Consider the following 21,253-nt stretch of genomic DNA (forward strand, 5'->3'; position numbering starts at 1 on the left):
TTAAGCTTTTTATTTGTTTTTAAAATTTTCGTCAAAAGTAGGACTTGCAACTTTTTAGAAATATGATAATTATTACTTTTTGTTTATTGTAAGATATCGAAAATCGATCTATTGAATAGTACTATACCGATCTGACAGGTTCTATCTGAGTTGATTTTGTGAAACTCACAGAAAAAACCTATACATTCGCATTAATCGACATCAGGTATTTTTTGGGAGTGGTGGCAAATTTTTTCTTGAATGCCGCTATAAAATGACTCCCTGTGCTGTAACCAATTTTTAATCCTACCTCATTTACGTTATACGAACCGCTGTCGAGCAGTTTTCGGGCGAAATCCATTTTATAATCAAACAGAAATCCATAAACCGTATCGCCATAGATTTGTTTGAAACCCATTTTTAGTTTCTTCAGATTCAAACCAATTTCATCGGCCAGTTCTTGTAAACCCGGAGGTTCAGCCATATTTGCAATGATAATTTCTTTGGCTCGTCTTATTTTTAAAACGTTATCTTCATCAATCAAAAACGGACATTGTTCTGCATTTGGATCTTCGGTTCGGTTAAAATACAGGCTGAGTAATTCATATCCTTTTCCTTTGTAATAAAGGTTTTTTATAGATGGATGCAGGTTGTAATGAAACAGCTGACTCAGTACAATAGCCATAGAGGGACTAATATTTCCTTCGTTATAATATTTTTTGTCCTTATTATCAGGACTTAAAAAAGTAATATAATCTGCTTCGGCAGAAAACAACGCGTGAAATTTTTTGATCGATACGATTACTGAAATCACCCACGAATTTGGAGAAAGTTCTAAATTCAATGGCAATTCTTTCTGCGGATTGTACAAAAGCAACGATTTTTCTTCCTTCAATTCTAAAGCATAACTACCCTGATTGAATAAAAATTTAGCATTGCCTTTTATTCCGAAATGGAACTGTATCAGACCACTACCTACTTCATGCTGCCCCAAAAAGAGCTCTGAACTGTCGTTTTGAAAACGGATCAGCGTAAAGTCATCTTCGATTTTTATAATTTCCTGAGAACTCATAGCGATATTTTTTTGAAACAAAAATTAGCCTAAATGGAAAATGTTATTTAGAATCACTCTAAACAAAACAATTCTAACAACTTGATTTTGCTACAAAAATACTTCTTTTTGCATAAAAACAGTTGTTTAGAAACAAAAAAACATGTAGCGATACAAAAAGTACTTTTAGCGTTACTTTTGTAAACACTATAATGATAATTTTGTTGCACTTTTATGAAAGTGAATTTATGGAAAACAATAACGTACCGAAACACCTTTATTTTTATTCAGTTGGTCTGAGTTATAAAAAAGCTGATGCTGAGGTCAGAGGTCAATTTAGTTTGGATGCAGTTGCTAAAACACGTTTGCTTGAACAAGCTAAAAATGAGGGAATAGAAAGTTTAATTGTCACTTCGACCTGCAACAGAACCGAGATTTACGGTTTTGCAGAACATCCTTTTCAATTAATAAAATTAATTTGCGATAATAGTAACGGATCTGTTGATGCTTTTCAAAAAGTAGGATTCGTTTATAAAAATCAGGAAGCAATTAATCATATGTTTCGCGTAGGAACTGGCTTAGACAGTCAGATCTTAGGTGACTTTGAGATTATTTCTCAAATCAAAACCAGTTTTACCCATTCCAAATCATTTGGTTTAGCTAATGCTTTCTTGGAAAGACTGGTAAACGCCGTAATTCAGGCAAGTAAAAAAATCAAGAACGAAACAGAAATCAGTTCCGGAGCCACTTCGGTTTCTTTTGCATCGGTACAATACATTCTTAAAAATGTAGAAGATATTGGAAACAAAAATATTCTGCTTTTCGGAACGGGAAAAATAGGCCGAAATACTTGCGAAAATTTAGTAAAACATACTAAAAATGAGCACATCACCTTAATCAATCGTACCAAAGACAAGGCAGAGAAACTAGCCGGAAAACTAAATCTGATTGTTAAAGATTATTCCGAATTACATCTTGAACTTCAAAAAGCTGATGTGGTAGTTGTTGCAACTGGTGCTCAGAATCCAACAGTAGACAAAGCAATCCTGAATCTTAAAAAACCTTTATTGATTTTAGATTTATCCATTCCGAAAAACGTTAATGAAAATGTGGAGGAATTAGAAGGTGTGACTTTGATTCATATGGATTATTTGTCGCAATTGACGGATGAAACGCTAGAAAACAGAAAACTTCATATTCCTGCTGCCGAAGCTATTATTGAAGAAGTTAAAGAAGAATTTATTACCTGGACAAAAGGCCGCAAATTCGCCCCTACCATTAATGCTTTAAAAGAGAAACTAAATGCGATTAAAAACTCGGAATTAGATTTTCAAAGCAGAAAAATTGCTGATTTCAATGAAGAACAGGCTGAAATTATCAGTAACCGAATCATTCAGAAAATCACTACTCATTTTGCCAATCACTTAAAAGACGATGATACCATGGTCGATGAAAGCATCGAATGGATCGAAAAAGTCTTCAAAATAAAAGCATCTTAATTCTTAAACACATAGAAACATAGTTATTATAGATTCGAGAACATAAAGTCAAGATTAGAAAATCTGGATTTTTTCACATAGCTATGAGGTTTATTAACAAATGAAATGACTTTCTACATTTTTTAATCTATGCCTCTATGTGTTTAAGAAATAATAATCAAATCATCTTAACTATTGAGTTTGATTTAAAAAACAAAAATGGCAGAAAAAACAATCAGAATTGGAACTCGCGATAGCGAATTAGCACTTTGGCAGGCACATACTGTCGAGAAAAAACTAAACGATCTTGGGTATAAAACCGAGATTATAGCTGTAAAATCTACAGGTGATATTATTCTTGACAAACCTCTTTACGAACTTGGAATCACAGGAATATTTACCAAAACTTTAGATGTTGCCATGATTAATGGCGATATAGATATTGCTGTTCATTCGATGAAAGATGTACCGACTGCTTTACCAAAAGGTATTGTTCAGGCGGCAGTTTTAGAAAGAGCCAATGTTCTTGATATTTTAGTTCATAAGGGAAATCCTGATTTTGCTAATCCAAGTACAATTGCAACCGGAAGTCTGCGTCGTCAGGCACAATGGTTCAACAAATATCCGAATCACACTGTTGTCGATTTACGCGGAAATGTAAATACCCGTATGCAAAAACTGCAGGACAACAATTGGGACGGTGCTGTTTTTGCCGCTGCAGGTTTGGAGCGCATCAACTTAAAACCAGAAAATTTTATCGATTTAGACTGGATGATTCCCGCGCCGGCACAAGGAGCAATGATGGTTGTGGCGATGGAGAATGACAATTATGCTTTAGAGGCTTTGTCGCAATTAAACGATATTGAAACGGAGATTTGTACCTATATTGAACGTCAGTTTTTAAGAACTTTGGAGGGAGGCTGTACAGCACCAATCGGAGCTTTGGTTCGTTATAACGAAGACGAGGATACACTTCACTTTCAGGGAGTTTTACTTTCGGTTGACGGAAAACAAAAACTGGAAATCAACAAAACCGTTGAAATTGGAGAGTGGAAAAAACTAGGTTTCTTTGCTGCTCAGGAAATCCTGAACAATGGAGGAACTGAATTGATGCAGGCTATTAAAGAATCTTTGAAGAAGTAATGAGTAAATCAATTCAAATATTATCTACAAAAAAGCTCTCAACTGAACAAAAGCAAGCGTTAACAACCGCTAATCTTGAAGTTATTGAGGCCGATTTTATTCAAACAGAGAATAAACCTTTCGAAATAAAAGACCTCAACGATAATTTAATCTTTACGAGTCAGAATGCGGTTCACAGTATCCTATCGCATCCAAAATTGGAAGAACTGAAAAGTAAAAATGTATTTTGTGTCGGATTAAAAACGAAAATCCTTTTGTCTGAAAGCGGATTCAATGTTGTCGCTTACACCGGATATGCTGCAGATTTAGCTGAAATCATTACTTTAATTTATCGCAGTGAAAGCTATACTTTTTTTAGTGGAAACCTGCGTAGAGAAACTTTACCAAAGGCATTAAAAGAAGCTGAGATAAAATTCAATGAAATTCAGGTTTATGATACTTCATTGACACCTCAGAAAATAAAAACCGCTGTTGATGCAATTTTATTCTATAGTCCTTCTGGCGTTGAAAGTTATCTGAAAGAGAATACTATTAAAAAGGAAACCTGCTTTTGCATTGGAGAAACCACTGCTGAAGCTTTACATAAAATTACCAAAAACATCATAATTGCAGATCAGCCAACGGTTGAAGATGTCCTTGAAGATGTTTTACAAGAATATAAATAACAACAATAAACAAACCCGACAGGTTTTAAAAACCTGTCGGGTTTAAAATATAAACCTTATGTTAAAAAACGACCTATTTTTAAAAGCACTAAAAGGAGAAACTGTTCAACGTCCACCAGTTTGGATGATGCGTCAAGCCGGAAGATATTTACCGGAATTTAGAGCTTTACGTGATAAATATGATTTTTTCACCAGATGTGAAACTCCTGAACTGGCTGCCGAAATCACTGTTCAGCCCATCCGTAGAATTGCTCCGGATGCTGCGATTCTATTCTCTGATATTTTGGTTGTTCCGCGCGCGATGGGAATTCACGTAGAATTGAAAGATAATTTAGGCCCAATTATTCCTGATCCGATCCGTACAATGGAACAAGTCAATCAGGTTATTGTTCCGGATGTAAACGAAACTTTAGGTTATGTCTTTGATGCTATTAAATTGACTAAAGAAATGCTGAACGACGAAGTACCACTAATTGGTTTCGCCGGTTCACCATGGACCATTTTCTGTTATGCCGTTGAAGGAAAAGGTTCTAAAAGTTTTGATACTGCAAAAGGATTCTGTTTTTCAAATCCGGTAGCAGCGCACACTTTATTACAAAAAATTACAGATACCACAATTCTATACTTAAAAGAAAAAGTAAAATCGGGAGTTGATGCCGTTCAGATCTTTGATTCATGGGGAGGAATGCTTTCTCCGGTTGATTATCAGGAATTCTCATGGAAATACATCAACCAGATTGTAGATGCTTTGGCAGAAGTTACTCCAGTTATCGTTTTCGGAAAAGGATGTTGGTTTGCCTTAGGCGAAATGGGTAAAAGTAAAGCTTCCGCACTTGGTGTAGACTGGACTTGTACGCCAAGAAACGCTCGTTATTTATCGGGTGGAAACATTACTTTACAAGGTAATTTTGATCCTTCAAGATTGCTTTCTCCAATTCCAACCATCAAAAAAATGGTTCATGAAATGATCGACGAATTTGGAAAAGACAAATATATCGTAAATTTAGGTCACGGAATTTTACCAAATATTCCTGTAGATCACGCTAAAGCGTTTATTGACGCGGTTAAAGAATACGGGAACTAGTTTTCAGTTGGCAGTCACAGTTTTCAGATAACTACCCACAAACTGAAAACTGTGACTGAAGACTGCGACTGAATACTGCGACCGAAAACTCAATAAAACATGCTCAACAAAGGACTCAGAGACGAAGAAAGCATCAGAATAGAAAATACTCTAAAAACGTTGCGTGCCTTAATTTTTGTTCCTAAGTTTTGGAATGCTGAAGATATAAGTCTCATCGACGAACAACTAAAAGGATTTGGCTTAAGTTTAGAAAGAACCATTGAAATTCCTGAAGAAGATTTGATTATCCTGTTACAACGCTGTCATTTAGACTGGGATCAACAGGAGCAATTTGCAGATCTTTTGATGGGTTTATCGCAAGAAAAACAATTTGACTTTTTAGGAAAAGCACTGGCCATTTATCAGTATATCCAGCAAGAAAGCAAGGTTTTTTCCTTTGGAATAAATACTAAAATCGCTTCGGCCAAAAACAAATCATAATGGTTTTTACAGATTGGAAAATAGATACGATTGCCGATATTCTTCCTGAGGAATTTTACACCCTCATCGAAAAGAATAAAAACCACATTCAAAAAACGTTTCCCGTTACCCTTTCCTACTGTACTGATCTTGAAAAAACAAAACAGTTTATTGCCTATAATCAGGATAAAGAAAATCATAAAGAAGGATACTTTTTTTATCCAAGAGACAACAAAACCAATACTTTAATTGGTTATTTGTGTATAAAAAGCATCGATAATCGGATTTCAAAATGCGAATTGGGCTATTTTGTTGATGAAGATTATCAGGGAAAAGGAATTACATCTAAAGTAGTTTCTGAAACCTTAGCTTATTGCTTCAATACTTTAAACATGAATAAAGTATTTATTTGTACTTCAAAAATCAACGTAGCGAGTCAGCAGATTGCTTTAAAACATCATTTTAAACAAGAAGGAATATTAAGAGAAGAATTCAAAAACAGCGACGGAACACTAGAAGATGTTGTGTGCTTTGGATTACTCAAATCAGAATACAATACTCATGAAAGATAAATTTTACGCTTACATACAAAAGTTACAGGATCAGATTTGCAATGGTTTAGAAGCTGTTGACGGAACTGCAAAATTTCGTGAAGATCTTTGGAAACGCCCGGAAGGTGGTGGTGGAAGAACACGTGTTATTGAAAGTGGTGCCGTTTTCGAAAAAGGTGGTGTCAACATTTCGGCCGTTCACGGAAAACTACCGGAAGCCATGCAAAAAATGTTTAAGGTAGGCGAGGCCGATTTCTTTGCTTGTGGATTAAGTTTAGTCCTTCATCCCAAAAACCCAATGACTCCAACGGTTCATGCCAATTGGCGTTATTTTGAAATGTACGATGAAACCGGAAAAGTAATCGAGCAGTGGTTTGGTGGTGGTCAGGATTTAACGCCTTACTATTTGTTTGAAGAAGATGCTATTCATTTTCATCAAACCTGCAAAACAGCCTGTGACAAACACAATCCCGAATTTTATCCGAAGTATAAAAAACAATGTGATGCTTATTTCTGGAATGCACACCGCAACGAAGCCCGTGGTATTGGTGGTTTGTTCTTTGACTATTGCAAAGCAAATGAAACAATGTCTATGGAAGACTGGTACAATTTTGTAACCGAAGTGGGTAATAGTTTCCTCGAAGCTTATGTTCCGATCGTAGAAAGAAGAAAAAATCTGGACTATACCGCAGAAAACAGGAACTGGCAGGAAATTCGTCGAGGTCGATATGTCGAATTCAATTTAGTGCACGACAAAGGCACCTTGTTCGGTTTAAAAACCAACGGAAGAATTGAAAGTATTTTAATGAGTTTGCCCCCACATGTGCAATGGGTTTACGATCACCATGCCGCAGCAGGAAGTGTTGAGGAAAAATTGATTCAGGTGTTAGAAAATCCTGTTGATTGGATTTTAGCACAATAGTTTTTCTGTAACTTTTTTTAAATTGTAAATAATTTCGCTCAAAAAATAAAGCGTTTATATATTTTTTGTAGATTTAGTTTTTAAACTCCGGAGGAGTGACACATAATGCATTATTTAATAAATGAATCTAAAACTGATTTATATCGTGTTCTTCGGAAGTCTTTTTGGATGTTTTGCTCAAAATGACTCCCTGCGTAATCCCTATTTTAAATCTTATGATGATAAAATCACTGCTGGTTTTTACTATTTAGATACTTCAAATAATTTTCAGATTGGTTCTGAATCTGAGGGAGAGAAAAGAACTTTTGAACTAAGTCCCAATCGACGAGAACAACTGGGGGTGAGTTTAAGTTACAAATTTGTAGACATCAGTTTTGGCTTTGCACCGAAATTTTTCACGGTAAACAAAGACAATTCAGACTCTAAATTGTTCAGCTTCAACACCCGATTTTACTTAAAAAAGTGGATGCAATCCTTCACCTTTATCAATCAAAGAGGGTTTTATATTGGTGACAAAGACTTTCAGACCGCATATCCTCGTATGCGTACCACAAAAATTGGAGGAACAACATCCTATGTTTTTAATGATAATTTCTCCTATAAAACATTGGTCAACCAAAACGAATGGCAGACCAAAAGCTCAGGAAGTTTCATTCCGACCTTTTCATTTTATTACACCAATATCAATCTGAACAATAGCCCAGACTCTTCAGATGGCGAAATCTACGTTTTTTCGCTAGCGCCCTCCTACTTTTACAATCTTGTGATAAGTGATCACGTTTTAATTGGAGCAGGAGCTGCACTTGGAGCAGGAATTAACAATATTGATAAAGTAACTTCTACTTTGCTCCAATTAGACTTTAATTTAAAGCTTGCCTATAATAGAGATCGCTTTTTTGGTTTTGTCAATGTAAACACAGTTAATTTCGTTCAGAGCAGTAATACCGAAGCCTTACTAAACGATAACATTTCAACTTTAAAGCTAAGTCTTGGCTACCGCTTTGATCCTCCAAAGAAAGTAAAAGAGATCTACGAAAAAATCAATCAGAAAACCGGGCTTTAGTACGTTCCCGAATGGTGCGAAAAAAACGACATCAAAATAGGCAACAGTAGCCGTTGCGTACCATCATTAATTTGACAGGTTTTACACCTCTGAAATCAAAAATAGTTACTCAAAAATCAGCCATCAGTTTAACTGTTTTTCTTTAACTTTATGACATTGTCCGTTGGGCGGCATTAACAAAAAACAAATCTATATTACTGTATATTAAAATGAATTGCATCCAACGGATTCAACATCAATAATTTATACTAAAATCATTATTATGGAAAACAGAGAGGCTTTGAATACCACACAATTGAATCGCATGCAGACCGGAAAAGGATTTATCGCCGCTTTAGATCAAAGTGGCGGAAGTACACCAAAAGCCTTAGCACAATATGGTGTCGGGGAAAACAGTTACTCGACTGAGGAAGAAATGTACACTCTTGTGCATGAGATGAGAACCCGCATTATTAAAAGTCCCGCGTTTAACAGTGAGTATATTCTGGGCGCTATTTTATTTGAAAATACGATGGACCGCAAAATCGATGAGCTTTATACTTCTGATTATTTGTGGGAAAAGAAAAACATCGTTCCCTTTTTAAAAGTAGACAAAGGCCTGGCCGATCTTGCCAACGGAGTACAGCTGATGAAACCCATTTCTAATTTAGACGAATTGTTAACACGTGCGGTAGAACGAAATGTTTTTGGAACCAAGATGCGCTCTGTGATCAAAGAAGCTAATGCCAACGGAATTCGCGAAGTAGTCGAGCAACAATTTGCAGTAGGCCTTCAGATATTTAAAAAAGGACTCGTGCCTATTATTGAACCCGAAGTAGACATTTACAGTCCTGATAAAGAAAAATCAGAGCAAATTCTTAAAGCACAAATCATCAGACAACTCAACGCATTGGATAAAGAAGTAAAAGTGATGCTAAAACTGTCTATTCCAACCGTAAATGATTTTTACAAAGAATTAATGTCCGATCCACATGTTGTGCGGGTGGTGGCGCTGTCCGGTGGTTATGCACAGGAAGAAGCCAATCAAAAACTGGCACAAAATCACGGATTGATCGCGAGCTTCTCCCGGGCCTTGTCGGAAGGATTAACATTTGGTCAGTCTGATCAAGATTTTAATTCGAAACTCGAAAAATCAATTCAAGGCATCTATGCCGCATCGATCTGATCAAATTATACTATAAAAAAAGTCCCCGAAAGATCTTTCGGGAACTTTGGTTTTAAAAAGTGCTTTTAGCTTATTTACTCAATTCGTCGGCTAAATCCAGCGTTTGTAAAATGATATTTTTATCTGACTTTAATGCGTTTAATTTCAGCTCGAATGTCAATTTATTATTGATCAATTTTTTAGGAGACTGAAATGTGACCTCATTAAACTGCTCTGCTAAACGCTTCATTTTTGATGATTCTTTTTCCTGTGCTTTACCGGAATTGTCATAAGCAAATGATGCTCTGGCGAAATTTAGTTTTCCGGAAATGTAATTTTTCTTTAACTCTTTTTTGGCCTCCTTAACAAAAAGTCCTTTTCCGGCATCAAAATAATCCAGTGTATTGGCGATTAATACCACATCTTTGTCTTTTTTGATAAAAACAGTACCATACTCTTCCGTTCCCAGAATTTGATAAAAATCTCCATGCTGCTCCAGAAACTTTTTACGAAGCCCCAACTGAATTAACTTATCCCCAAAAGTTGGATGAGTCGATGTAAACACTATTGAAAATAACGGAATATTCTTCTTCACTTTCTCCTCCGTTATCTTTTCCTCATAATTTTCGTCGTAGCCATACGATTTCTTTGTCACCTCAACTTCATTTACATGGTATAAAAACAGGCTTAAATCACCATCAAAAAGCGTTGCAGTAGCCTCTTCATCCACGATAGTCGAAATTAAGTCCGTAACAACCGTTAAATCTTCCTTTACCAGGTACTGATTCTGGAATAAATCTGCCATTAAATTTGGAAAGTTTTCAAGAGCCGCTTTAGTATTGATATGATAAGACATATAGCCTAATGGCTTTTCATCCGGAAAATAATTGAAAATGTTTTTGTTGATTTTTCGGTCGGTCATCTTTCCGGCAATTGCTGCCATTGCTTCTGTATACTCCACAACTTCCTCAATGCGGGCATTGTCATTGTCAAAATAAAAATCCAGATTAATCCCTTTTACCATATTGGCCGCATTATTTTGCATCGGTAAAAACTTATTATAGCTGGTAAACTTAGACAAAGCGCTGTACGCCGAATTTAAACTGGTCATCGCTGAGCTGTAATTCAGCCAGGAAGAGATATCTGCCGCGACGTTTACCTTCTCTGAAACAGGAGCCGTGAATCCGTTTTCGAACAATGATTTGATAAAAAGACTTTGTTGCTCGGCTTGTAAAAGATTGAAATCGGCCTCCGCTTTTTCATATGCTACATTAGACACCGCCATAGCTTCTTCTGTTTCTTTTGCAGCACTAGCCGCAGCCTCTACAGCCGATTGCGCAGGTTCTTCTACCGTTTCAGTTGAAGTTTCCTGATAAGGTTCGTCTATTGCGATAGAATCCTGTGCTGTGCTTTCCCAGTCATATGATTTTGGTTTGTACTTTTTAGTCAACTCTACCAATACCAAATAATTATCGTTCCATACGAATGAAGTCTTTTTATTTTTTGGGGTAAAAACTGCATATTTTCCGTAATCCTGAATAGCGGGAACCTCAACCGAATCTGTGTTTTTATTTCTGGTATGCTCCTCAATTAAAAACTGTCGCACCGCTTCTTTGCTTTTAATGGGCATGGTCACCTGATAATACGGAATACTATCGGTGAAGTTTCCGTGAACGGTTATTTTCTGATCCAATTTAAAAAGAGCGGTATACTTACTCAGGTCCAGATTGGCTTTGCCTTCTTTGTATCTACGAATCAGCGGATGATTTAATACCTGATCAATGCTTACTTTTTTGGACAGCTGATCTCCGTTAAACTGTACAAAATAATCGTAGGGTTTTGAATTGACCTGGCCAAAAGTCAAATGCGTGGCAAATAATAGAAATAAAAAATAAAACTGCTTCATAAATCAAGGGGTTAATTGGATTGTATTGTTCATTAATGCCGATTTTTTAAGTACGCTGTACATACTTTGTTTGAGAAAAACGGTCTTTTTGTTCTGCGAAATTTTACTGTTCGGATTCGCCACAGCCTGAATGTCTTTATCAAAAGTGTAAATCGCAATAATACTCGCCGCTTCCAGATCCTCCTTTTTCTTCGGGTCTTTTACAATTTTTTCGGGAACGGGATAAGAGGCTATTCTTTCAAAACTTTTGGCATTGCTGCTAAAATGAATCTGATTGCTTTGGTTGTTGATGGTATTGACAGCTGCATTGAGCGCCTTTAAATTGGCATAATTGAGTTTGATAATAAATACATACTGATCAAAATCGGTTTTGGTCGTTACATTCGTAATACCTTCCAGCTTTAGGGCTTTGGTTTTAAAGTCTTCCAGCTTTTTGGTGATTTCCTGTTCGTTTGGAATTTTCACACCATCCACCTCTTCCATCCACATGGCCGATTTTGTCTTAAACCAAGATTTGGAAAAGTCAACCATCAGCGTATATTCACCGCTTTGGTCGCCATGGTGTTTGATTCTTTCTGTTATTTCAAAACAGCTTGTCAGCAGCAAGCAACAGCATAATGCGAGAAATTTCTTCATCAGACAAATTTATAGGTAAATATCCAAAAAAACCAGAGGCTGCGGGTTAATTCTAAAGGCACAGCTTCCAAATATTTTTTAAACTTCAGAAACGAGGACAAAACGACAAGATTCTGCAAATTTTTAGATAATATTAACGGATTCTACAGCACGCTAAACGCCTTATTCTGTTCCTTTTTCTTTAACTTTGTGCCACTTATTAAAAAGTAACACATTCTTCAAAAAAATAAAAACAATACGCTTTAGAAATTAAGATTCTCCATCAGATTTCGAAGAAATCGGCTGCAATCTAAAATCTAAAATCTAAAATCTAAATTTTTATGTTCCCATTACAAAGAAACCGCCGTTTGAGAACCAATGAATCCATTCGTTCTTTAGTTCGTGAAACCAGTTTAAGTCCACAGGATTTTATGCTTCCGATGTTTGTTACAGAAGGAAAAGATGTAAAAGTTGCTATTCCTTCAATGCCGGGAATCTACCGTCATTCCTTAGACAATACCATCAAAGAAGTAAAAGAAGCCTGGGATTTAGGAATCAAAGCGGTGAACATCTATGTAAAAATCAGTGATCATCTAAAAGATAACAAAGGTGTTGAAGCCTGGAACAAAGACGGTTTGATGCAACAAACCATCCGTGCCATTAAAGATGCCGTTCCCGAAATGATCGTAATGCCTGATGTCGCGCTTGATCCTTACTCAATTTATGGTCATGACGGAATTATCGAAAACGGACAACTTCTTAACGATCCTACCGTTGATGCCTTAACACGAATGAGTTTAAGCCATGCGGAAGCCGGAGCCGATTTTGTTGCGCCAAGTGATATGATGGACGGACGTGTTTTATCGATCAGAAAAGCTTTGGAAGAAAACGGACATCACAATGTAGGAATCATGAGTTACAGTGCCAAATATGCTTCGGCATTTTACGGCCCGTTTCGTGATGCTTTAGATTCTGCTCCTGTAGATTCTCAAAATATCCCGAAAGACAAAAAAACATACCAGATGGATTATGCCAACCGAATTGAAGGAATTCGCGAAGCTTTATTAGATGTTGAAGAGGGTGCTGACATCGTTATGGTAAAACCGGGAATTGCTTATTTGGACATTGTTCGTGAAGTAAAAAATGCCGTTCATGTGCCGGTTGCGGTTTACCAAGTATCTGGTGAGTACGCTATGGTAAAGGCCGCAGCAGAAAGAGGGTGGCTCGATCACGATAAAATTATGTTAGAGCAACTGTATTGCATTAAGCGCGCAGGCGCCAGTATTATCTCGACTTACTTTGCCAAAGAAGCAGCAATCTTACTCAACAAATAACATGAAAAAAATACTATTCTTATCAGCCGTTCTCGCGTTCGCATCCTGTAAAAAAGAAACTGTTGAAGCTCCTGTTGAAAATACAACGGAAGCCTATTCAGAAGGAGAAACTGCAAAAGCTAAAACTCCGGTAGAGTTTGGAAAACAAATTTTTGAAGGACAGGGAAATTGTTTCTCCTGTCATCAACCGGACAAAAAAGTAATTGGTCCTAGTATTCAGGAAATAGCCAAAATCTACAAAGACAAAAATGGGGACATTATTACTTTCTTAAAAGGAAATGCCGAACCTATTGTTGACCCGAGCCAGTTTGCCGTTATGAAAACCAATTTTCCGGTAACTCAGGCCATGTCGGATGAGGAATTAAAAGCTATTGAAACTTATATTTACAGTCATTTAAAGTAAAATTCCGGTTCACTGCTGACATACTGTTGTCACTGCCACATTTTACATTTACACCTCAACCAAAAACATTTAAAATGGTACAGAAATTCAATGTAATCGGTATTTCGGTAAGAACTACGAACGAAAATGGTCAATCCGGAACAGATATTCCGGCACTTTGGAACCAATTTATCTCTGAAGGAATTGCGAGTAAAATCCCGAATAAGGTTTCGGAAGACATTTTTTGTGTGTATACAGACTACGAAAAAGATCATACCAGGCCGTATACTACTATACTGGGGTGTCGCGTTGAAAACCTCGATACGATTCCGGATGGAATGACAGGAAAAACAATAGAGTCTGCCGTGTATGAAAAATTCATCGCCAGCGGAAATCTAAACGATGGAATTGTTTTTAACAAATGGCTGGAAATTTGGAACTCCGGACTCAACAGAAGCTTTACAGCCGACTATGAAGTTTATGGAGCCAAAGCTCAAAACCCCGAAGCTGCAGCAGTAGAAATATTTATTGCGATTTCATAAAATGCAAAAAGGCTGTCCTTTTGGGACAGCCTTTTTTTTGCAAACCTTCCTACTGTGTTACAGCACATAAAATGGTTAAACTTCATACATTAAGGTATGTTTTGAAACCTAAAATCTTTAACCCTTAGTTGTCACAGAAAAAAAGCGGCTTCTAAATTTGATCTCCAAATAGAAGCGAAGCAAAATCATTTGGTTTTTTTTTTAAAATTGTAGGTTTATTTTTATATATTTACACTAAATGTAAAAATAAACTTTCAATTTTACATCAATTTACTAACCGCCAAAAGACCAATATCATGAAAAGCCATTTCAAAAAAGTATTTTCCTGTATTATGGTTGCTGCCTTTTTTGCTGTGATAAGCTGTGAAAAAGACTCCAATGAAAATCAGGAAACAAAAACAGAGGCCACAGTTCCTTTTGAAAAAAAATTCCTAAATGCCAACGAACTTCCGGCTGACATTCAGGAGTATATCAATACTGATGATGCGAAAAAAAGCTCAAAATTCAGTAATGTTGAAAGTATAAACGATCCGATATTTATGATGTATGATATCGTTAGTATGACTGATGATAAAAACATTACCAACTACAGTATTAGCTTCTTTTATCCCGATACTCCCGAAAATGTGTATTACAATCTGGTTATAAATGTATTGCCAAAAGGAGTGACTAATAAATACATCTTCAAATACACGTGTAACCCCGGAGATTTTGAAAATTTTAAAGCGCACAGTTTCGATTTTAAATATTTTGTTGGCACAACCGAAATAAGCCAGGTTGCATATAACAATACCGGAAAATTCACCTCAAAGTCTGCAGCCGGAGATGATCCGTGTCCTAAAATTTTTATTCCTTCTCCCTCAGATCCACAAAGCAATTCCGGAGTAGGAGACGTAAACGTTGGTGGAAGCGGTGGTGGAGGAACCCCAGCATCAGGAGGATTCAACACGAGTGTTCCTGGTTACAATTCTCCTGCAAGCAGCGGTGGTTATAAAGGAGGTGGTAATGGCAGTTCTGGCCATGATCATTCGAGCTGTTATGGCAGCAACGGACAATATTGGTATTATGCCGGTGATGTACGTCCGCCACATCCTCATACTTCAAAAAGTGCCGGACCTTGTCCTGAAGTAACGCCTCCAAGTGGATATGTACCTGTAAATACAATGCCGTTGATTAAAACTTTAGGTACTCAGTTAAATCTATCTAAAAATCAAATCATTTTTTTAAGAGATCGTCCCGACACCATGAACACTCTGGGTAGCTATTTAACGTCAAATAACTTCTCTGATGAATCTAAAAGTTTTTGTACTTGGGCTATAAATTATCTTATGCAGAATCCTAATGTAACAATAACTCAATTTAAAAATTGGTTTATGGGAACTTCTGAAGGGCAAGATGGAGATTACGATGCTGCATATTGGGACGATCCTAATTTAAACTTTCCAAAACAAAATTTACCTACTTGGGCACAATTCAATTCAGCATTCCCAAGAAATTCTGATCCTTTGTATGACACACCTGAAAAAATGTACAATTCAATTGGAGGGGATGTAACCAAACTATATACAGGGCCAACAACAAATACATGTGCAGTTAGACTATCAAAAGCTTTAAATTATTCAGGAGTCACCATTCCAAATATTTCTGGACAAACTTTTAGAGGTGCTGATAACAAGTATTATTTTAAAGCGGCTTACCAAATAAACTTATGGATGCGACAAACATTTGGGACTAATCCTGCATCTAATACGTCACCTCAAACTCCATTTAATGAAAATCATTTTCAATATACGCAATCTCAAGCAGGAGTGCATGGCGTAAATCTACCTACACTTTTAAATGGCAAAAAAGGGATTTATTCGATTTATTCAAGTAATTTTAGATGGGCTACTGGTCACGCCGATTTATTAAATGATAATGCAACATGTGGAAATGCGTGCCACTTCTATGATGCACCTATACATAGATTAGATATATGGATTTTAAATTAATTATATGAAAAATTTGATAAAGCTTCTAATTTTGTTTTGCTTCTGTTCTTGTAGCAAGAATACTTTTCCAAAATTTGATTATAATGAAAGTAATAATCCTTGGATTGATGCTTATAAGGACAATGTATTTTTTTCGTGCTTAAAAGAAAGTTACAAGAATGATTCTATTTTCAAACTGATAGAAAGGAAAGATGCTCTAAATCCTTATGATGGTTTAAGTTTACAAGACTTAGAAAAAACCAGACATTTAGGTATGAATTTAAGCACTAATATTCCTAAGCCCATTTTATGTGAAAATTGTAAAGAAGGAAACAACTATTATATGTCTAATTGTCTACATTATTATATTAGTAAAGAGTTAGACTCTATTGCGAATAAAGCATATAAAAACTATCTAAAATCCGAAAAAAATACTCTTAAGAACTAAATCAGAATGTAAAAAATAGTAATCCAATTCTAAATGTAAAAATGATCATTGATAAATTGCACGGAGTCGGGAAACCTTACTTAATGCAGGTTCTAAGGAATAATGAGGTATAAAAATAAAACGGGCTGTCTCACTTATGAAACAGCCCGTTTTTTATGGTTGTATGATTACCAGATTTTAACTCTTTTATCCGGATCAATATACATCTTGTCTCCTTTTTTAATATCGAAAGCCTGGTAAAAAGCATCAACATTTTGAATTGGCACAACAGCTCTATACATTCCAGGAGAATGCGGGTCTGTTTTAACCTGGCTTTTTATCGCCTCATCTCTTGATTTTGTTCTCCAAACCGTAGCCCAGGAAATAAAGAAACGTTGCTCTGGTGTAAATCCGTCAATTAATCCAGGGTTTCCATTTGCTTTCAAATACAATTGTAATCCATCATAAGCGGCATTTATTCCACCTAAATCTCCAATGTTTTCACCTAAAGTAAATTTACCATCTACGTGAATTCCAGGCAGAGGCTCTAAAGCGCTGTATTGTGCAGCAAGAGCTCCTCCAAGAGCTGTAAATTGTTTTAAATCATCAGCTGTCCACCAGTCTACCAAGTTTCCGTCTGCATTGTAACGTGCACCTGAGTCATCAAATCCGTGAGAGATTTCATGTCCGATTACCGCTCCGATTCCACCATAATTTACCGCTTCATCAGCCTGGTAATTGTAGAAAGGTGGTTGTAGGATCGCTGCCGGGAAAACAATCTCGTTGTAAGATGGATTGAAATAGGCATTTACCGTTTGCGGAGACATTCCCCACTCTGTTTTATCAACCGGTTTTCCTAATTTCGCCAGATTTTCAGCATAAGCCCATTTTGCTATACTTCTCATATTATCAAAATAAGTCCCGCCTTCTCCAACATTTTTAAGTTCTAAAGCAGAATAGTCTTTCCATTTATCAGGATATCCGATTTTAATGGTCAATTTTTTCAATTTCTCAATTGCTTTTGCTTTTGTTTGTTGTGACATCCAAGGCAACGCATTGATTCTGTTTTCGTAAGCCAGCATTACGTTGGCAATCATTTTCTTTGCTTTGTCTTTTGCTTCAGCAGGGAATAACTTCTCAACATACAATTTTCCTAAAGCTTCACCCGTCGCAGTGTTAATTACCTGTAAGGCCATTTCTTCACGCGGACGTTGTTTTAAAGCTCCTGTTAATGTTTTTCCGTAGAAATCGAAATTAGCATTTTCGATATCTGTGCTCAAAGTAGAGGCTGTTCTGTTCAGTATCGACCATTTTAGGTATTCTTTCCAGGCTTCTACTTTCTTTTCAGAAAGTGTTTTTTCCAAAGCAATCATATAACGCGGCTGCGCTACATTTACGCTATCTAACTTTGCCATTCCAATTCCGATGAAATATTTCTCCCATTGAATAGAAGGTGTATTCTTTTTTAAATCGGCAATCGCAGTTGGATTGTATTGTTTTCTACGGTCTCTGCGCTCCACACGGTCTAATCTTGGTGCAGACAATTCAATTTCTAAAGCCAGAATTTGTTTGGCGCTTTCTTTTGCTTTTGCAGGAGATTCACCAATATACTGTAGCATTCTTGCAACGTGTACTTCATATTTTTCACGTTTTTCTTTTGAATCTTTGTCATCGGCATTGTAGTAATCTTTATCCGAAAGTCCTAAACCTCCAGGGCCTAAGTTAACGGTGTTTTTATTACTGTTTTTAGCATCCGGGCCCACAAAAACACCAAAGAAACCAACACCACCCTGTGGCTGCATTTCAATAAAGAAATTTTGCAGATCGGTTACATTTTTAATAGCATCGATCTTCTTTAAAGTAGGCTGAAGTGGTGTAACCCCTCTTTTATTGCGTCCAACAGTATCTAAAATAGTATTAAACAAAGCAATCGCTTTCCCCTGATCGGTATTTGATTTGTACTTAGGATCTTTTGAAGCTTCTTTTAAGATGGCAAGTGCATCGTTATCTGTCTTTTGACGTAGTTCATTAAAACTTCCCCATGAATTTCTATCACTTGGAATTTCAGTTTTATCTAACCAGGTTCCGTTTACATAACGGAAAAAATCTTGTTTTGGACTTGTTTTGGTGTCCATATTAGAAAGATTGATACCCGGTTCTTTTGGTTTTGTACTTTGAGCGTTTACTGCAGTAATGGTAACCATTGCAGAAACAACACAAAACATTGGTTTTCGTAATTGTTTAATCATTTTTCTCTGTAGTTTTTAGTATATACACAAACATATTGTAATTATTCCAAACGTCATGTTAAATTTATCACATAAATTGACTGCTGAAATACAATCGGGCGATATCCTGTTTTTTAGTCCAAAAGTACTTATAAAATCAGGGGTTCAGCTTGTAGACGAAGGATGTGATAGCAATGAAAAACGGCGCTAAATCAGCGCCGTTTTTAGGGTAGTATCTGTTACCAGATTTTAACTCTTTTATCTGTATCGATATACATTTTATCTCCTTTTTTGATTCCAAAAGCATCATAAAAAGCATCTACGTTCTGAACCGGAACAACCGCTCTGTACATTCCTGGTGAATGCGGATCGGTTTTTACCTGATTTTTGATCGCTTCGTCTCTACTTTTCGTTCTCCAAACGGTTGCCCATGAAATAAAGAAACGTTGTTCCGGAGTAAATCCGTCAATTAAACCCGGATTTCCATGTGCTTTCAAGTACAATTGCAAACCATCATAAGCTGCATTGATACCTCCTAAGTCACCAATGTTTTCTCCCAAAGTAAAATTACCGTCAACATGAATTCCCGGTAAAGGCTCTAAAGCGCTGTATTGTGCAGCAAGAGCTCCTCCAAGAGCTGTAAATTGTTTTAAATCTTCCGGTGTCCACCAGTCTACTAAATTTCCTTCAGCATTGTATCGTGCTCCCGAATCATCAAAACCGTGTGAGATTTCGTGACCAATTACCGCTCCGATTCCACCATAATTTACCGCTTCATCGGCCTGATAGTTGTAAAATGGAGGCTGCAAAATAGCTGCCGGGAATACAATTTCGTTGTACGATGGGTTGTAATAAGCATTTACAGTTTGTGGCGACATTCCCCACTCCGTTTTATCAACCGGTTTGTTTAACTTCTCGATTCCTTTTTTGAAATTCCATTTCGAGATATTAATTGTGTTTTGGATGTAACTTCCTCCCTCGGCAACACTTTTAATTTCAAGCGCTGAATAATCTTTCCATTTGTCCGGATAACCCACTTTTACCGTGATTTTATTTAACTTTTCAATAGCTTTTACCTTAGTAGCCGCAGACATCCAGGTTAAATTATTGATACGGTTTTGGTACGCCAGAATTACGTTGTGAATCATGTCAACTGCTTTTGATTTTGCTTCAGCAGGAAACACTTTCTCTACATACAATTTACCAAGTGCTTCACCAATACTGGAGTTTACGACCTGCAACGCTTTTTCTTCACGTGGCAATTGTTTCACAGCTCCTCTTAAAGTTTTGCTGTAAAAATCAAAATTAGCCGCTTCGATATCGGTTGACAATTGCGAAGTAAAGGAGTTTAACAAGTCCCATTTCAGATATTCTTTCCACTGCTCTACTTTATTTTGAGTAAAAACAGTCTGCAAAGCTTTCATGTATTTAGGTTGCATCACCACAATGGTGTCTAACTTTGACAACCCAATACTGGTAAGATAGGCCTCCCATTTAATAGCTGGAGTTAACTTTTGAAGTTCAGCAACTGTCATAGGGTTGTACTGCAAACGGCTGTCTCTGCTCTCCACACGATTGAATCTTGGTCTTGACAATTCTGTTTCTAAGGCTAAAATTGCAGCGGCGCTTTGTTTTGCTTTCTCCGGAGATTCGCCAATAAACTGCAACATTCTCGCCAAATGCAGCTGGTATTTTGCACGTTTTTCTTTTGAATCTTTATCCTCAGAGATGTAATAATCCTGATCCGGTAATCCTAAACCGCTTGGAACAAGTGTTACCGAATTTTTAGAGCTGTTTTTTTCATCCGCTCCGATATAAGTTCCAAAAAAAACAATATTGCCTTCCTGTGCAATTTCAGTTAAATACTTTTGAAGATCATTGATGTTTTTGATCGCATCAATCTTTTTTAAGTAAGGCTGCAATGGTTTTATACCTGCTTTGTTTCTTCCAACGGTATCTAAAATCGTTGAAAACAAGTTTACTGCTTTACCCTGATCGGTATCTGATTTGTACTTTGGATTTTTAGAAGCTTCTTTCAGAATAGACATCGCGTCTTTATCTGTCTTCTTGATCAATTCATTAAAACTTCCCCAGGTGGTGCGATCACTTGGAATTTCAGTCTTACTAAGCCATGTTCCATTTACGTATTGAAAAAAATCCTGACTCGGACTAATTTTGGTATTCATGTACGAAACATTAATACCCGGCTCTTTTGAAGTTGCATTCTGAGCATTTACAGCTGTAAAGGAAACGGCTGTAAGAAAAGCGCAGAACAAAGGTCTGCTAAGTTGTCTTTTCATTATATTTAAG

General features: G+C 36.6%; 20 protein-coding genes. 15 read left to right on the plus strand and 5 right to left on the minus strand.

The window, feature by feature from the left end; genetic code table 11:
* Window positions 1-178: 178 nt before the first annotated feature.
* Window positions 179-1,051 (minus strand): AraC family transcriptional regulator, encoded by an 873-nt coding sequence (locus tag ACN1CN_RS05450; RefSeq protein WP_173964474.1) that lies wholly within the window; start codon window positions 1,049-1,051, stop codon window positions 179-181.
* 227 nt (window positions 1,052-1,278) lie between these two features.
* Here ACN1CN_RS05450 and hemA point away from each other — a divergent pair, with 227 nt between their 5' ends.
* From hemA to ACN1CN_RS05495, 9 genes are all read left to right on the plus strand, one after another.
* Complete coding sequence (hemA, locus tag ACN1CN_RS05455; RefSeq protein WP_419134921.1) at window positions 1,279-2,529, plus strand: glutamyl-tRNA reductase; 1,251 nt, start codon at window positions 1,279-1,281, stop codon at window positions 2,527-2,529.
* Window positions 2,530-2,727: 198 nt separating this feature from the next.
* A complete protein-coding gene (gene hemC / locus ACN1CN_RS05460) occupies window positions 2,728-3,651 on the plus strand; it encodes a hydroxymethylbilane synthase (protein WP_419134922.1) in 924 nt (307 codons plus the stop codon).
* Window positions 3,651-4,316 carry a uroporphyrinogen-III synthase gene (locus ACN1CN_RS05465; RefSeq protein WP_419134923.1) on the plus strand — a complete coding sequence of 222 codons (666 nt, stop codon included), beginning with the start codon at window positions 3,651-3,653 and terminating at the stop codon, window positions 4,314-4,316. The genes hemC and ACN1CN_RS05465 overlap by 1 nt, the downstream gene beginning before the upstream one ends.
* 58 nt (window positions 4,317-4,374) lie before the next feature.
* Window positions 4,375-5,400 carry a uroporphyrinogen decarboxylase gene (gene hemE, locus ACN1CN_RS05470; protein ID WP_264525758.1) on the plus strand — a complete coding sequence of 342 codons (1,026 nt, stop codon included), beginning with the start codon at window positions 4,375-4,377 and terminating at the stop codon, window positions 5,398-5,400.
* A gap of 99 nt (window positions 5,401-5,499) precedes the next feature.
* On the plus strand, window positions 5,500-5,880 hold the full coding sequence (locus ACN1CN_RS05475; protein WP_291286569.1) for a hypothetical protein: 381 nt from the start codon (window positions 5,500-5,502) through the stop codon (window positions 5,878-5,880).
* Complete coding sequence (locus ACN1CN_RS05480) at window positions 5,880-6,431, plus strand: GNAT family N-acetyltransferase (protein WP_419134924.1); 552 nt, start codon at window positions 5,880-5,882, stop codon at window positions 6,429-6,431. Before ACN1CN_RS05475 ends, ACN1CN_RS05480 begins: the two co-directional genes overlap by 1 nt.
* Window positions 6,421-7,332 carry an oxygen-dependent coproporphyrinogen oxidase gene (hemF, locus tag ACN1CN_RS05485; RefSeq protein WP_419134925.1) on the plus strand — a complete coding sequence of 304 codons (912 nt, stop codon included), beginning with the start codon at window positions 6,421-6,423 and terminating at the stop codon, window positions 7,330-7,332. Before ACN1CN_RS05480 ends, hemF begins: the two co-directional genes overlap by 11 nt.
* 121 nt (window positions 7,333-7,453) lie before the next feature.
* Window positions 7,454-8,395, plus strand: a complete 942-nt coding sequence (locus ACN1CN_RS05490; RefSeq protein WP_419134926.1) for a DUF4421 family protein — start codon at window positions 7,454-7,456, stop codon at window positions 8,393-8,395.
* 280 nt (window positions 8,396-8,675) lie between these two features.
* On the plus strand, window positions 8,676-9,560 hold the full coding sequence (locus tag ACN1CN_RS05495; RefSeq protein ID WP_419135021.1) for a fructose bisphosphate aldolase: 885 nt from the start codon (window positions 8,676-8,678) through the stop codon (window positions 9,558-9,560).
* A gap of 70 nt (window positions 9,561-9,630) precedes the next feature.
* Here the strand turns inward: ACN1CN_RS05495 and ACN1CN_RS05500 are convergent, their stop codons facing one another.
* A complete protein-coding gene (locus ACN1CN_RS05500) occupies window positions 9,631-11,445 on the minus strand; it encodes a hypothetical protein (protein WP_419134927.1) in 1,815 nt (604 codons plus the stop codon).
* Window positions 11,446-11,448: 3 nt separating this feature from the next.
* Window positions 11,449-12,081, minus strand: coding sequence for a hypothetical protein (locus tag ACN1CN_RS05505; protein WP_419134928.1), 633 nt, complete (start codon window positions 12,079-12,081; stop codon window positions 11,449-11,451).
* A 320-nt stretch (window positions 12,082-12,401) separates the two neighbouring features.
* On the opposite strand from ACN1CN_RS05505, the gene hemB reads away from it, so the two are divergent.
* The 5 genes from hemB (at window position 12,402) to ACN1CN_RS05530 (ending at window position 16,736) form a co-directional block, all read left to right on the plus strand.
* Window positions 12,402-13,394 (plus strand): porphobilinogen synthase, encoded by a 993-nt coding sequence (gene hemB / locus ACN1CN_RS05510; RefSeq protein WP_264525768.1) that lies wholly within the window; start codon window positions 12,402-12,404, stop codon window positions 13,392-13,394.
* A 1-nt stretch (window position 13,395) separates the two neighbouring features.
* Window positions 13,396-13,797 carry a c-type cytochrome gene (locus ACN1CN_RS05515; RefSeq protein WP_264525769.1) on the plus strand — a complete coding sequence of 134 codons (402 nt, stop codon included), beginning with the start codon at window positions 13,396-13,398 and terminating at the stop codon, window positions 13,795-13,797.
* Window positions 13,798-13,871: 74 nt separating this feature from the next.
* The gene (locus ACN1CN_RS05520; protein WP_419134929.1) at window positions 13,872-14,318 is read left to right on the plus strand and encodes a GyrI-like domain-containing protein; all 447 of its coding nucleotides are present in this window, start codon (window positions 13,872-13,874) and stop codon (window positions 14,316-14,318) included.
* Window positions 14,319-14,614: 296 nt separating this feature from the next.
* Window positions 14,615-16,309 (plus strand): T6SS effector amidase Tae4 family protein, encoded by a 1,695-nt coding sequence (locus ACN1CN_RS05525; RefSeq protein ID WP_419134930.1) that lies wholly within the window; start codon window positions 14,615-14,617, stop codon window positions 16,307-16,309.
* A gap of 4 nt (window positions 16,310-16,313) precedes the next feature.
* Window positions 16,314-16,736 (plus strand): hypothetical protein, encoded by a 423-nt coding sequence (locus tag ACN1CN_RS05530; RefSeq protein WP_419134931.1) that lies wholly within the window; start codon window positions 16,314-16,316, stop codon window positions 16,734-16,736.
* 167 nt (window positions 16,737-16,903) lie between these two features.
* Here ACN1CN_RS05530 and ACN1CN_RS05535 read toward each other — a convergent pair whose 3' ends face one another.
* Window positions 16,904-18,964 (minus strand): M13 family metallopeptidase, encoded by a 2,061-nt coding sequence (locus ACN1CN_RS05535; RefSeq protein ID WP_419134932.1) that lies wholly within the window; start codon window positions 18,962-18,964, stop codon window positions 16,904-16,906.
* 55 nt (window positions 18,965-19,019) lie between these two features.
* Here ACN1CN_RS05535 and ACN1CN_RS05540 point away from each other — a divergent pair, with 55 nt between their 5' ends.
* Window positions 19,020-19,154: a hypothetical protein gene (locus tag ACN1CN_RS05540; RefSeq protein WP_419134933.1), complete on the plus strand. Its 135-nt coding sequence runs from the start codon at window positions 19,020-19,022 to the stop codon at window positions 19,152-19,154.
* Window positions 19,155-19,182: 28 nt separating this feature from the next.
* On the opposite strand, the gene ACN1CN_RS05545 is transcribed toward ACN1CN_RS05540, so the two are convergent.
* On the minus strand, window positions 19,183-21,243 hold the full coding sequence (locus ACN1CN_RS05545; protein ID WP_264525772.1) for a M13 family metallopeptidase: 2,061 nt from the start codon (window positions 21,241-21,243) through the stop codon (window positions 19,183-19,185).
* Window positions 21,244-21,253: the final 10 nt, after the last annotated feature.

Origin of the sequence: Flavobacterium sp. T12S277, assembly GCF_048514875.1 — a bacterium.
In the GTDB taxonomy this organism is placed as follows: Bacteria; Bacteroidota; Bacteroidia; order Flavobacteriales; family Flavobacteriaceae; genus Flavobacterium.

Coding starts and splice junctions, on each gene's coding strand:
- ACN1CN_RS05450 (WP_173964474.1), bottom strand. CDS start 1,051: ATGAGTTCTCAGGAAATTATAAAAATCGAAGATGACTTTACGCTGATC.
- hemA (WP_419134921.1), top strand. CDS start 1,279: ATGGAAAACAATAACGTACCGAAACACCTTTATTTTTATTCAGTTGGT.
- hemC (WP_419134922.1), top strand. CDS start 2,728: ATGGCAGAAAAAACAATCAGAATTGGAACTCGCGATAGCGAATTAGCA.
- ACN1CN_RS05465 (WP_419134923.1), top strand. CDS start 3,651: ATGAGTAAATCAATTCAAATATTATCTACAAAAAAGCTCTCAACTGAA.
- hemE (WP_264525758.1), top strand. CDS start 4,375: ATGTTAAAAAACGACCTATTTTTAAAAGCACTAAAAGGAGAAACTGTT.
- ACN1CN_RS05475 (WP_291286569.1), top strand. CDS start 5,500: ATGCTCAACAAAGGACTCAGAGACGAAGAAAGCATCAGAATAGAAAAT.
- ACN1CN_RS05480 (WP_419134924.1), top strand. CDS start 5,880: ATGGTTTTTACAGATTGGAAAATAGATACGATTGCCGATATTCTTCCT.
- hemF (WP_419134925.1), top strand. CDS start 6,421: ATGAAAGATAAATTTTACGCTTACATACAAAAGTTACAGGATCAGATT.
- ACN1CN_RS05490 (WP_419134926.1), top strand. CDS start 7,454: ATGAATCTAAAACTGATTTATATCGTGTTCTTCGGAAGTCTTTTTGGA.
- ACN1CN_RS05500 (WP_419134927.1), bottom strand. CDS start 11,445: ATGAAGCAGTTTTATTTTTTATTTCTATTATTTGCCACGCATTTGACT.
- ACN1CN_RS05505 (WP_419134928.1), bottom strand. CDS start 12,081: ATGAAGAAATTTCTCGCATTATGCTGTTGCTTGCTGCTGACAAGCTGT.
- hemB (WP_264525768.1), top strand. CDS start 12,402: ATGTTCCCATTACAAAGAAACCGCCGTTTGAGAACCAATGAATCCATT.
- ACN1CN_RS05515 (WP_264525769.1), top strand. CDS start 13,396: ATGAAAAAAATACTATTCTTATCAGCCGTTCTCGCGTTCGCATCCTGT.
- ACN1CN_RS05520 (WP_419134929.1), top strand. CDS start 13,872: ATGGTACAGAAATTCAATGTAATCGGTATTTCGGTAAGAACTACGAAC.
- ACN1CN_RS05525 (WP_419134930.1), top strand. CDS start 14,615: ATGAAAAGCCATTTCAAAAAAGTATTTTCCTGTATTATGGTTGCTGCC.
- ACN1CN_RS05530 (WP_419134931.1), top strand. CDS start 16,314: ATGAAAAATTTGATAAAGCTTCTAATTTTGTTTTGCTTCTGTTCTTGT.
- ACN1CN_RS05535 (WP_419134932.1), bottom strand. CDS start 18,964: ATGATTAAACAATTACGAAAACCAATGTTTTGTGTTGTTTCTGCAATG.
- ACN1CN_RS05540 (WP_419134933.1), top strand. CDS start 19,020: ATGTTAAATTTATCACATAAATTGACTGCTGAAATACAATCGGGCGAT.
- ACN1CN_RS05545 (WP_264525772.1), bottom strand. CDS start 21,243: ATGAAAAGACAACTTAGCAGACCTTTGTTCTGCGCTTTTCTTACAGCC.